At 38.0% G+C, this 13377-nt stretch carries 11 protein-coding genes and 1 pseudogene; 11 read left to right on the forward strand and 1 reads right to left on the reverse strand.

Annotated elements, in window-relative coordinates:
• The first annotated feature begins 37 nt into the window (after positions 1–37).
• The 11 genes and pseudogenes from AC4PG0_RS09255 to AC4PG0_RS09305 all read left to right on the forward strand — a co-directional run bounded on the left by AC4PG0_RS09255 (position 38) and on the right by AC4PG0_RS09305 (position 10797).
• Positions 38–511, forward strand: a complete 474-nt coding sequence (locus AC4PG0_RS09255; protein WP_203574664.1) for a thioredoxin family protein — start codon at positions 38–40, stop codon at positions 509–511.
• Between the two features lie 166 nt (positions 512–677).
• A complete protein-coding gene (panB, locus tag AC4PG0_RS09260; RefSeq protein ID WP_003763081.1) occupies positions 678–1511 on the forward strand; it encodes a 3-methyl-2-oxobutanoate hydroxymethyltransferase in 834 nt (277 codons plus the stop codon).
• 3 nt (positions 1512–1514) lie between these two features.
• Positions 1515–2372: a pantoate--beta-alanine ligase gene (panC, locus tag AC4PG0_RS09265; protein WP_492167640.1), complete on the forward strand. Its 858-nt coding sequence runs from the start codon at positions 1515–1517 to the stop codon at positions 2370–2372.
• A 3-nt stretch (positions 2373–2375) separates the two neighbouring features.
• A complete protein-coding gene (gene panD / locus AC4PG0_RS09270; protein ID WP_003763077.1) occupies positions 2376–2759 on the forward strand; it encodes an aspartate 1-decarboxylase in 384 nt (127 codons plus the stop codon).
• A gap of 96 nt (positions 2760–2855) precedes the next feature.
• Positions 2856–5642: an ATP-dependent DNA helicase DinG gene (gene dinG / locus AC4PG0_RS09275; RefSeq protein WP_003769401.1), complete on the forward strand. Its 2787-nt coding sequence runs from the start codon at positions 2856–2858 to the stop codon at positions 5640–5642.
• A gap of 44 nt (positions 5643–5686) precedes the next feature.
• Positions 5687–6272, forward strand: a pseudogene (locus AC4PG0_RS09280) (cell wall elongation regulator TseB-like domain-containing protein).
• A gap of 22 nt (positions 6273–6294) precedes the next feature.
• Positions 6295–7476, forward strand: coding sequence for a pyridoxal phosphate-dependent aminotransferase (locus tag AC4PG0_RS09285; RefSeq protein ID WP_492167641.1), 1182 nt, complete (start codon positions 6295–6297; stop codon positions 7474–7476).
• 13 nt (positions 7477–7489) lie between these two features.
• The gene (gene asnS, locus AC4PG0_RS09290; RefSeq protein WP_003763069.1) at positions 7490–8782 is read left to right on the forward strand and encodes an asparagine--tRNA ligase; all 1293 of its coding nucleotides are present in this window, start codon (positions 7490–7492) and stop codon (positions 8780–8782) included.
• 144 nt (positions 8783–8926) lie between these two features.
• Complete coding sequence (locus AC4PG0_RS09295) at positions 8927–9646, forward strand: DnaD domain-containing protein (protein ID WP_003769396.1); 720 nt, start codon at positions 8927–8929, stop codon at positions 9644–9646.
• A 10-nt stretch (positions 9647–9656) separates the two neighbouring features.
• Positions 9657–10316: an endonuclease III gene (nth, locus tag AC4PG0_RS09300; protein ID WP_003767529.1), complete on the forward strand. Its 660-nt coding sequence runs from the start codon at positions 9657–9659 to the stop codon at positions 10314–10316.
• On the forward strand, positions 10309–10797 hold the full coding sequence (locus AC4PG0_RS09305; protein WP_003769392.1) for a YpoC family protein: 489 nt from the start codon (positions 10309–10311) through the stop codon (positions 10795–10797). The genes nth and AC4PG0_RS09305 overlap by 8 nt, the downstream gene beginning before the upstream one ends.
• Positions 10798–10843: 46 nt before the next feature.
• Here the strand turns inward: AC4PG0_RS09305 and AC4PG0_RS09310 are convergent, their stop codons facing one another.
• Positions 10844–13348 (reverse strand): penicillin-binding protein 1A, encoded by a 2505-nt coding sequence (locus AC4PG0_RS09310; RefSeq protein WP_492167642.1) that lies wholly within the window; start codon positions 13346–13348, stop codon positions 10844–10846.
• Between the last annotated feature and the right edge of the window lie 29 nt (positions 13349–13377).

Genomic DNA, 13377 nt, shown 5'->3' on the forward strand with positions numbered 1-13377 from the left:
AAAAATTTAGTACAATAAGCACGAAGGAGTCGTTGTTATGAAAAAAATTATATTATTATTAGCACTGTTTACCATAGTTCTCACTTTAGGGGCATGTGGCGATAATAAAAAAGAAACAGAAGAGAAAACAAAGCAAACCGAAAAAGAGAGTGAAACCTTTTTAAATACAATTTCCACGAAAGACTTTAAACAAAAAATGGCTGACAAAACAACTGGCTTTGTCTATGTTGGGCGTCCAACTTGCGAAGACTGCCAAGCGTTCCAACCTATTTTAAAGAAAGAACTTGAAAAAAGACAACCAGATCAAAAAATGGCTTATTACAATACTGACAAAGCATCTGAAAAAAGCCGAGATGATATGATTGCGCTTTTAAAAAAGATGGACATTGATTCCGTTCCGACAATGGTATATTTAAAGGACGGTAAAGTAGCATCTACTTATGCTGCAACAGATGAACCAGCGAAGTTAACTAATTGGATGAATAAAGTGAGCGGAGAGGTTTCAGAGTAAACCTCTCTTCAATTTACATACTTTAAGTAAGCATCTATTTATGGTATTATACATATGGTAGCAAAGAATGGATGATACCTTTACCGGATCATACTAACGCTACTTACAAAAATTTGTTTTTTGCCTTGATTAATTCATTTAACAGGGACGAAAAGGAGCTAAGAAAATGAAAAAACCAGTAGACTTTTTTGCTATGAAGGAAAACGGAGAAAAAATCACGATGATTACCGCTTACGATTATCCTTCTGCTAAGAATGTAGAACAAGCAGAAGCAGATATGATTTTAGTTGGTGATTCACTTGGAATGGTAGTATTAGGCTACGATTCAACCGTACCAGTAACAATGAATGATATGATTCATCATACGAAAGCTGTGAAACGAGGGGCGCCGAATACTTTTGTTGTAACGGATATGCCTTTTATGACTTATCACGGTTCAGTAGATGAAACTATTCAAAACGCACGTAAGATTATTCAAGAGAGCGGCGCACATGCTGTAAAACTAGAAGGCGCAGGAGAAGTTGTTAATAAAATTGCTCGTTTGACAGAAGCCGGTGCGCCAGTTGTCGCTCATCTTGGCTTAACGCCACAAAGTGTTGGCTTAACGGGAAGCTATAAAGTTCGCGCTAAATCAGTTCAAGAAGCGCAAGAGTTGATTGACAATGCGTTAGCGGTTGAGGCAGCAGGAGCTATCGCTATTGTTCTTGAGGCAATTCCTCGTCAGCTAGCTGAAAAAGTAACTAAGGCACTTACTATTCCAACTATTGGTATTGGAGCTGGTTTAGAAACAGACGGTCAAGTACTTGTATACCACGACATAATCGGTTATGGTATCAATCGCCGAGCAAAATTTGTGAAAGCTTATGCGGATATTGACGAAACTATTGAACCAGCACTTAAAAACTATGTGAATGACGTAAAAGAACTAGCGTTTCCAGAAGTGAAACATAGCTTTACAATGGCCGAAGAAGACTTAAAAGGCCTTTATGGAAGGGAATAGCCAATGTTAATCATTCGAAATAGACAAGAACTTAAAGAAGCAATTTTAAAACAAAAAAAAGCGAATAAAACAATCGGTTTCGTGCCAACAATGGGTTTTTTACATGAAGGGCATATGACGCTTGTAAGCCATGCAAGAAAAGAAACGGATTTTGTTGTTATGAGCGTTTTTGTAAATCCAACCCAATTTGGTCCTAACGAAGACTTTGACGCCTATCCACGCGATGAAGCGCACGATGCAAAACTTGCTGAAGAAGGTGGCGTCGACATTTTATTTGTGCCGACAGTTGAGGAAATCTATCCTACTGAATTAGCAACGAAATTGCACGTCACTAAACGCGTTTCTGTCCTTGATGGTGCTGACAGGGAAGGCCATTTTGACGGTGTAGTTACAGTTTTAACGAAGCTATTTCATTTAGTAAATCCAGATAATGCTTATTTTGGTCAAAAAGATGCCCAACAAGTAGCGGTAGTTTCCGGCCTTGTAGAAGATTACTTTTTCCCGGTGAATTTGCGAATTATTCCTACAGTTAGAGAGGCTGATGGACTTGCTAGGAGTTCACGAAATGTCTACCTCACAGAAACCGAACGTAAAGAAGCGCCAGTTATTCACGCTGCTTTACAACTTGGTCGGCAATTAATTGATTCTGGCGAGACAGATGAAGCGAAAATAGTGCAAGTTATGACAGACAAAATTAATGAGCAAACATCTCACGAGAAAATCGCCTATCTAGCGTTATATTCTTATCCTGAATTTACTCCGGTAACAGATTGGACTAAGGGCATAATTATAGCTGCGGCAGTGAAATATTCGAAAGCTCGTTTAATCGATAATGAATTAATAAATGTGAAGAGGCGGTAAAAAATGTTTAGAACTATGATGAATGGCAAAATTCACCGAGCGACTGTAACAGAAGCCAATCTGAATTATGTAGGAAGTATTACGATTGACTCTGCTATTTTAGAAGCGGTGGATATGCTTCCAAACGAAAAAGTTCAAATTGTAAATAATAATAATGGCGCAAGAATTGAAACGTATATTATCCCAGGTGAGCCAGGTAGTGGTGTGATTTGCCTAAATGGAGCTGCTGCAAGACACGTCCAAGTTGGCGATGTGGTTATTATCATGAGCTACGGGATGTTTACGTCGGAAGAAGCAAAAACACATGAACCCAAAATTGTGGTATTAGACGAAAAAAATCATATTGAAATGATTCTTCCAGAAGAAAAAGCGCATACGACTTTATAAGCAATTCGGGGAGCTTGAGCGGATTTCTGCTCAAGCTACTCGTTTGTTTGAAACGTTATTTTTGAATAAAAGCAGTGAAGGAAAGAGGTGGAGCAAATGAAAAAGAAGCGTTATATTGTCGTTGATTTAGAAACAACAGGAAACCAAGCTTCACGAGAAGACCGCATTATTCAGTTCGCTGCATGTTTTGTTGAATCTGGAAAACGCCTGGAAACATACTCCACTTTTTTAAATCCAGAAAAGCCAATTCCTGCTTTTATTCAAGAGTTAACGGGGATTTCTCCAAAAGATGTGAAGAATGCTCCACTATTTGAAGATGTGGCGCCAATTATTGCTAGCCTGTTAGAAGATACTATTTTCGTAGCCCATAATGTCTCGTTTGATTGGACTTTTTTAGAACGAGAAATGACACGTGCTGGAATTTCATTAGGCAAAATGAAAAAGCTAGATACTGTTGAACTTGCGCGTATTATGTATCCTGGGATTGATAGCTATAAATTACAAGACTTATCAGATGAATTTGGTCTAGGGCATGACAAACCACACCGCGCAGATAGTGATGCGGAAGTAACCGCAGATTTACTTTTATTGTTATTAGATAAACTCGAAAATTTACCACTTCCGATTATTCGGCAAATGGCAACTATTTCAGGGAGCCTAAAAAGTTACTTACCAGAGCTTTTATTTGAAATAGAAATGAAAAAAGAACGAGAAAATAAACCACTTGATCCAGCTTTTACCGAACACCGTGGTCTAGTAATTCGAAAAAAAGAGGTCAAAAAACCAACCTATAGTCGAGCAGATTTGCTTGAATTTCCTGAGACTGATGAAGCGAAAATGGCGTTATTTAAAAAAGCAGGAGCCCCACTTTATGCAAGAAGTGGTCAGTTTGAAATGATGAATCTAGTTTTCCAAGCTATGAAATCAGGAAAACATGCTCTAATTGAGGCAGGAACAGGTATTGGGAAGTCATTGGGCTATTTTTTACCAGCTATTTATCAAGCTAAACAAGCTGAATTACCTGTTGTAATAAGTACATATACGAATCTACTTCAAGCACAATTATTCGAAAAAGATGTACCACTTTTAACGAAACTAACTGGTTTTGAAGTAAAAGCGAGTTTACTTAAAGGTCGGGATCACTATTTGAACTTATTTAAATTCGAACAATTGCTTCAAGAAGTCGACCCGCAATACGATGTCGTTGTAACTAAACTAAAACTACTCGTTTGGCTAACTGAAACCACAACCGGTGATATTGATGAAGTCAATTTATCGAGTGGCGGTGAGCTATTTTGGAACCGCATGAAGCATACTGGGTGGTTTTTATCTGAAAAACATGATCCGTGGTTGGCACATGATTTTTATAAATTCAACATCGAACAGGCGAGAAATGCTGATTTAGTTATTGTGAATCACGCGCTTCTTTTGAGCGACCATTTTTCTGGAAGACAGACATTGCCGAAGTATGCGTTTCTGGTCATTGATGAGGCCCACCATTTTGCTGACAGCGCTAGGACACAAGGTAGTTTTATTCTTTCCTATCGTAAACTAAAATATTTTTTAAATCAGCTTGGTTCCCTAGAAAAATATTCGTTACTCACAAGGCTAGCAATGGCTTTTCCAGAGGCGGATAGTTTATATGACTTAGATATTGCTGCGATGAAGTTAGGCGAGGCAGTAGAAGAATTTTTTACCCTCCTAAAAATGCAACTGAATTACGCACGTAAAAACTTACAAGAAGTTGTTTTAGTTGAAAATAGTGAAAAAGACGCTTGGAATGACGCGATATATTATGCTGCTGAAAAAGTACTTCGCTTACTTCAAGAATCTGAAAAAAATATGGAAACTTTACTCGCGCAAGGTAAACGAGAAGAAAATGAACTAGGTGAAGCCGAGAGCGCTTTTTTAGAAGAAATGTATGCCTTTTTACTTGATTGGAAAAATATTGTTAAACAACTAGAGCAAATGCTTCATAAAAAATCACCTATTCTAACTATCTATTTGCAAGCAGATAAAAACCATTCTATCTCTAGTATTCGTCTGAAAGCGGTACTTATGGAAGTCGAACCAACGCTTGGCAAAGAATTTTTTGCTAAAAAAGAAAGTGTCATTATGACTTCAGCAACCCTTACTGTAAATGGAAAATTTGACTATTTGCGAAAAAGTCTTGGCTTAGAAAAGGAACAGCTAGTTGAAAAACGTATTCCATCGCCTTTTGATTATAAAGAAAATGCGCGTGTGATGATACCTGATGATATGCCGCCAATTAAAGATACACCCATTGAACGTTATACGGCGGAACTAGCTAAATATATTCGTCATATAGCTGTGAAAACAAACGGGCGGATGTTAGTTCTTTTTACAGCCTCAGAAATGTTGCAAAAAACGTATTATCATATGAAAAATGAAAAATCATTAGAAGAATATGTGGTTCTCGCGCAAGGGGTTTCAGCGGGAAGCGCCGCACGTTTAACCAAACAGTTCCAAATGTTTGATAAAGCAATTTTACTTGGGACAACGAGTTTTTGGGAAGGGATTGACATTCCAGGAGAAGATTTATCATGTCTTGTGATTGTTAGGCTTCCGTTTGCGCCGATGGATGATCCCTACACGAAAGCGCAAATTGCTCTTCGAAAAGAGCGCGGTGAAAATGCATTTCAAACCTATTCCTTACCAGAAGCCGTTTTGCGTTTTAAACAAGGGTTTGGTAGGTTAATTAGACGCGAATCGGACCGCGGCATTGTTTTTGTGTTTGATAATCGGGTCGATACTACGAGATTTGGAAAAACCTTTTTGGAGTCTATTCCTAGTGCACCAATTTTAAAAGGAAATCAAGCTGATTTACTGGAAGAAGTTAGTGAATTCTTTAAGGAAGGTTAAATTTTTCCTAATATGACTTCAAATCTATGGCTGCTATTGCTATAATGTATCTATGCGAAAATGAAAATGCATATCGCCGGGCAATTTTCCGGTAATTTAGAAATAGAAATGAGCGAGATTATTTTGCGAAATAGAAAACCTAACCGTAAGATTGGCAAATGGATAGCGATTATTCTCGGCATAATTATTGTGCTTATCGTGGCGGCTTTTCTGTACTTTAGACAGGCAGAAAAACCAGTAACCAACGCAGAAACAGAAGCTTTAGACCGAATAAGTGGCCAAGTTGATTTAAAGACCACAGATAAATTTTATTTATACAATGGTCCGAAAGAAGTTTATTATGTCTTAACTGGCAAAAACAGTAAAGATAAGAAAATCATTGTCTGGGTTCCAAAGAAAAAATCCGACAAAGTATATGTTAAATTCGCATCTGATGGTATTACAGAAAGTCAAGCACGCGACAAAGTAGTAAAAGAAAAGAATCCAGCAAAAATTTTGCATGTCACTTTAGGCATGGAAAAAGAAACACCTATTTGGGAAGTAGCGTATCTAGACAAAAACGACAAGCTAAATTACTTTGACATTAACTTTGAAACAGGTGAATGGTACAGAGAAATTGAGAATTTGTAATTAAACTGGAGGAGGGAATAAAATGGACTTACCGTTGTCAAAACGTGTCAAAGGAGTTGCCCCGTCGCCAACACTCGCGATTACGGCAAAAGCAAAACAAATGAAACAAGAAGGAATTGATGTTATCGGATTAGGTGCTGGGGAACCAGATTTTAATACCCCGCAAAATATTATCGATGCAGCTATCGAGTCCATGAATAAGGGATTCACGAAATATACTCCTTCAAGCGGAATACTCGAACTTAAACAAGCAATTGTGGATAAGCTCAAAAAAGACCAGTCATTAACCTATGAAACCAATCAGATTTTTGTAGGTACAGGGGCAAAACATGTATTATATTCTGCGTTTCAAACGATTTTGGATCCTGGCGATGAAGTCATTATTCCCGTTCCATACTGGGTTACTTATCCAGAACAAGTAAAATTAGCTGGCGGAGTTCCGATATTTGTCGAAACTGGCTTTGATGCAGATTTCAAAATATCAGCAACTGATTTTGAACAAGCTATCACTGAAAAAACAAAAGCAATTGTGTTGAATTCGCCCAACAATCCGTCTGGCATGTGTTATACAAAAGACGAACTAGCTGCAATTGGCGCAGTTGCTGAAAAACATCAGATTTACATTTTATCTGATGAAATCTATGAGAAATTATACTACGGAAACAAAACGGATTTAGTTTCTATCGCTAGCTTGAGTGACCGTTTATATGATTTAACTATCGTAATTAATGGTGTATCCAAAGCTTATTCCATGACTGGATGGCGGATTGGTTACGCAGCTGCAAATAAAGAAATTATCGCTGGGATGAGTAAACTTGCGGACCATTTAACAAGTAACCCAACTGCAAATGCTCAGTATGCGGCGCTAGAAGCTTATGTTGGCAGCCAAGAAGTTCCAGAAAAAATGTACAAAGCTTTTGAAGAACGAATGGAACGCTTTTATCCAGAACTAAGTAGCATTCCAGGATTTAAACCAAAAAAACCAGATGGCGCTTTTTATTTCTTTATTGAAGTAAAAGAAGCGGCACAAAAAAAAGGTTTTCAGGATGTAGATGCCTTTGTAGCAGCTCTTTTAGAAGAAGCGAAAGTCGCAGTCATTCCAGGCTCAGGATTCGGAATGCCCGATTATATACGCCTTTCTTATGCAACAAATCCAGACTTATTCCAAGAAGCTATAAATCGAATCAAAAGTTTTATGAAATAGGGAGTGTAGACAAGTGAAAATTACAATCAATCAAGCATCCGAATTTGTCGGAAAAGAAGTAACTATTGGAGCATGGCTTGCGAATAAGCGTTCAAGTGGGAAAATTGCTTTCTTACAATTACGTGATGGAACAGGATTTATGCAAGGCGTTGTCGTAAAAGCAGAAGTTGGCGACGATATGTTTGCCACTGCCAAAGCTTTAACACAAGAAACAAGCTTATTTGTAACAGGTACAATTAATGAAGATACACGTTCCCCATTTGGTTATGAAATGGCTGTATCTGGCGTAGAAGTAATTAGCGAATCGCATGACTATCCAATTACACCGAAAGAACACGGCACGGAATTTTTAATGGATCACCGTCATTTATGGTTACGTTCTAATCGTCAACACGCTATCATGAAAATCCGTAATGAAATTATCCGCGCTAGTTATGAATTTTTCAATAAAGAAGGATTCCTAAAAATTGATCCACCTATCTTAACTGGTAGTGCACCAGAAGGAACAACCGAACTATTCCATACGAAATATTTTGATGAAGATGCCTTTCTTTCTCAAAGTGGACAATTATATATGGAAGCAGCAGCAATGGCTTTCGGAAAAGTATTCTCATTCGGCCCGACTTTCCGTGCTGAAAAATCAAAAACACGTCGTCATTTAATTGAATTCTGGATGATTGAACCAGAAATGGCGTTTTACAAGTTAGAAGATAGCTTACAAGTTCAAGAAAACTATGTGGCTTTCCTAGTAAAAGCAGTACTTGATAACTGTCGCTTGGAACTGGATCGCCTTGGACGTGATGTTAGTCATTTGGAAAAAATGGTTGCACCGTTCCCGCGTATTACTTATACAGAAGCAATTGAACGTTTACACGAATTAGGCTTTGATGACATTGTTTGGGGAGATGATTTCGGGGCACCGCATGAAACAGCGATTGCGGATAGCTTCGAAAAACCAGTGTTTATTACACATTATCCAAAAGCAATTAAACCATTTTATATGCCAGAAGATCCAGAAAACGATCAAGTTGTTTTATGTGCCGATATGATTGCTCCAGAAGGATACGGAGAAATTATTGGTGGATCTGAACGTATTCATGATTTAGAGACACTACAAGCTAGAATGGAAGATTTCGATTTAGACCAAGAAGCATATAGCTGGTATCTTGATTTAGCTCGTTACGGTTCTGTACCACATTCTGGTTTTGGACTTGGTTTAGAACGTACGGTAGCTTGGATTTCCGGAACAGAACATGTTCGCGAAACAATTCCATTCCCACGTTTACTTAACCGTTTATATCCTTAAGAAAAAGTGAAGCCATCTATTGGCTTCACTTTTTTATTTCTACCGAGTAAAAAACAGCTTTTCCAATTGATTTAGTGATTTTCTCATTACTTTTATATTTTTCCCTTGAAAACCATGTTATAATTTTGGAGTGAGGTGTTTAAAATGGATCATAAAATGCTTGGGAAATGGATGGCTGAAGGGCAAGTAACTTTGCCGCAAGTATTAGTAAAAAACTATGCAGCAATTGGCCTAAATGAAAATGAATTAGTACTTTTACTTCAAATACAATCATTTGCAGCAGAAGCAGAATTTTTTCCTTCGATGGAGATGTTAACAGATAGAACAACACTTCGACTGGAAGATACTATTAAAACAATGGATTCACTGCTTAAAAAAGGCGTGGTTGCTATTGAACAAAGTAAAGATAATTCACTAATGATTTCTGAACAATATAATTTAGAACCGCTTTGGGGCAAATTAGTCGCATTTTACGAAAATATCGAAGCGGATAATAGACAAGATCAGGAAGTGGAGCAACAAACGAATTTGTACAGTTTATTCGAAGCGGAATTCGGCAGACCACTTTCACCAATGGAAGCAGAAATGTTATCTGCATGGGTTGACCAAGATAGAACAAGCCCTGATTTAATCAAGGAGGCTCTTAAAGAAGCAGTTATTTCACAAAAACTAAATTTCCGCTATATTGATAGGATATTACTTAATTGGTCGAAACAAGGCGTTAAGACAATAGACGATGCCAAACGAGTAGCAGAAGAATTTCATCAAAACGGCCGAACTAGCCAAACGATTAATCAAAGCGAAGTCAAAAAAAGCGCAGGGTCGATTCCATTATACGACTGGCTCGAAAAAAGAAAAGGGTGACGTAAACAAATTGTTATCAAATAAACAAACCGTATTATGCATAGAAGAAATGGCGAAAATGTTTCCAGCAGCACATTGCGAACTAATCCATAAAAATACGTTTGAGTTACTGGTTGCAGTTGTATTATCCGCCCAGTGTACAGATGTTTTAGTCAATCGAGTGACAGCTTCACTTTTTGAAAAATATCACCGACCAGAAGATTATTTAGCTGTACCCTTAGAAGAATTAATGGATGATATTCGTTCGATAGGTTTATACCGAAATAAAGCAAAAAATATTCAAGGCTTATCTGCAAAAATTCTCGCTGAATTTAACGGAGAAGTTCCTCGGACACATGCGGAACTAGAAAGCTTACCAGGTGTGGGTAGAAAAACAGCCAATGTTGTTTTATCAGTTGGCTTCGGTATCCCAGCAATCGCAGTTGATACGCATGTAGAGCGAATTAGTAAGCGTCTTGGTATTTGTAGATGGAAAGATTCTGTTGTAGAAGTAGAAGAAACACTTAAACGAAAACTTCCAAAAGAACTATGGTCGGATGCGCACCATTACATGATTTTTTTCGGAAGATACCATTGTAAAGCAAGAAACCCAGAATGTCCGACATGCCCTTTACTTTATTTATGTAGAGAAGGAAAAAAACAAGCGAAAGTGAGGGGATTTGATGGCTGAATTTAAATATGCAGTAGAATTAACCCATCCAGACTTTCCAGCGCCAGATGTAATTGCAGAAGAATATGATCCTGAATCAATTTACGTAAGTGGCTTACCATTTTGGCAAGAACAACAATTTTTCACAAAAGGAGAAGGAGTCATCCCTTGGAAAAATGAAACGGACCGAGCTTGCCGTAAATTAGCAAAACATATGACTAATTTAGCAGAAAGTATGGAAGCTGATTTAAAAGTGCATCAAAAACCATCTCCGGTTATTGTAAGAGATGCGCTTGGTATTTTTCTATCTATTCTGTTTTGGAGTAATCATCGGCCAGTTCAATTAGATAATTTAACAGAGCAAATTAAAACGCTTGAAACGAAGCCACTGAATTTGGAGGAACGACTAGAATACGTGTTAAAACGCGGTAATACTTTCTTAGGATTTCGTCAGTTAAATGAATTAGTATTAGAACAGCGGAAATTAATTGCTAAAAGATAATAAAAAGCGAGGAAGAGATTACTCTTCCTCGCTTTTTGTTATTCAATTAACTATCTGGAATTCTAACTGTAGTGGAGGCGGCAGGACTTCGCTTGCCGTCTTTTACGGCGACGACATTTATTGATACAGTATCGCCAGGGTTACCACCACTTACAGATACAGAAGTGGAAGAGACGGTTGTGGTTGAACCATTGACATTTACTTCATAGGTTGCGCCATTTACCGGAGACCAAGAAACATTAACCTGTTTAGAATTAGCATCATAATTTGCTCTTAGGCCGGCAGGGGCAGTAAGATTTTTGGCTTCTTCTTCAGCCTTTTTCTTAGCCTCTTCCTCTGCTTTTTTCTTCGCTTCTTCTTCTTTCTTTTTCTCTTCTTCTGTTTTCTTCTTATCTTCTTCGGCTTTTTTCTTCGCTTCTTCTTCGGCTTTTTTCTTCGCTTCTTCTTCGGCTTTTTTCTTCTCATCTTCTGGTGTCGAAGCGGTTTTAGTTGGTGCCGTACCTGACAAGAATAATTCGTAGCTTACTTTATCGCTTGCCGTACCTTCTGCGGCACGAGCGATTGGGTTGCTACCTTTTAAAATTGGAACGGATACAACGTTGCTTGGCATTTTGAAATCTGCTGTTGTTTTATTGGCAGATACATGAGCCATAAGTTTACTAAACATGCGTTGTGCAATCTTTTGTTCACTCGCTGATACATATTTTTTCTTATCGTCATAGCCTGTCCAGACGGCGATAGAATAATTGGTTGTATAGCCAGCAAACCATGAATCACGGGCAGCACCACTAGGGTAGTAGTACTTCGAAGTGAATTCAGGTGGAATATTTGTTGTACCTGTTTTACCAGCGGCAGGAACTCCTGGTACAGCTGCTGTCGTACCTGTTCCGACAGAAAGTACATCTTTTAGAACATCAGAAACCATATAAGCAGTAGATTCTTTCATTGCTACTGTGCTACTTGGTTCTGTATCGATTTCAGTTTGTCCGTCAGATAAGACGATTTTTGTTACTGTATGAGGTTTATTGTAAATCCCTTTATTACCAAAGGCAGCATAAGCTCCAGCCATTTGCATTGGATTAGAACTGTTTGCACCGATAGCATTGGATTCTACATTTTGTCCTTTATCATAGGTGATACCAAGTTTATTAACAAACTGCTCGGATTTATCAAGTCCAACTGCTTGTAATGTTTTAAGTGCTGGAATGTTTCTTGAATCATAAAGCGCTTGTCGTACGGAAATTGGTCCTTTATACCCGAAGTCCCAGTTATTAATAGGGGTTCCGCCAGTATACGTATAAGGTTCATCTTCTAAAATATGAGCAGTTGACCAATCTAAATATTCAAAAGCTGGACCATAATCGGCAATAGGTTTCATCGTGGAACCTACCGACCGTTTTACTTGAGTGGCATAGTTATATCCACGAGTTACTTTTTGATTACGTCCGCCACCAATTGCTTGGACACGACCGGTCTTAGTATCTTGAAGAACAATTCCGGCTTGCATTTCATCATCCGTGAAATTAACAACTTTGTTTGTATTTAGCATTTTCTCTGTATATTCTTGTGCGTCACGATCAAGTGCTGTATAAATTGTTAAGCCGTCACGGTAGACATCATATTCTTTAGGAATTTCACTCAATACTTGTGTTACGTAAGAATCGTATTTATAAATTTTGTCTTCACGATCTTTTTTCGAGCGAAGTCCAGTTGTAATTGGTGATTTTTGTGCTGTAGTCATTTCTTCTTTAGAAATCTTATCATGCGTGTACATGTTGGTTAAAACTTGATCACGACGTTTTTTAGCTGCTTCTGGGTGATCGTATGGATTGTAATTGTTAGGACTTTGAGGCATCCCAGCAAGAAGTGCAGTTTCGGCTAATGTAAGATCTTTTACATTTTTACCAAAGTAATGTTCGGCAGCTGTTTGCATACCGTGCACGCGGTCAGACATATAGACTTTATTGACATAAATTTCAAGAATGTCGTTTTTGCTATATTTTTCTTCTAATTGAAGTGCTAACCATGCTTCTTGTGCTTTTCGTGCAAGTGTCTTATTCGTATAATCTAAATAAGACATTTTAATGATTTGTTGGGATAAAGTACTAGCACCTTCTGCACCAAAGCCGTCAGTAACGTTGGCTACAACAGCCCCGCCAAGACGGATAGGGTCAATCCCATCATGTTCGTAAAAACGCGCATCTTCTGTTGTTAGAATGGCGTTTTTAAGTGTTTCAGGTATATCTTTGTATTCAATATATTCCCGCCGTTCGGTTCCAACTTCTGCGAAAACCTTGCCATCCTTATCAAGTAACTTGGATGAAAGTGGATCACGCAGTTTGGAGTCGGTCAGTTTAGGTGCATCTTTTGCATAATCATAAAAAATAGTTGCACCAGCCGCAATACCAAAGAAAGTTAAAAATAACCCTACAAAGAAAATCGTTTTGAAAATATTAACTACTACACGTTTTCCTCGTTTTGGTTGGGCTTTTTTAGAGCTACCCTTTGGTTTTTTGCGATACTGAGATCTTGTCTGCGGTTTATCTGCCATTAAAAATCTCTCTCCTTTAAAAAAGGTTT

It is taken from the genome of Listeria sp. MAN/IMW/UF464 (assembly GCF_058683955.1).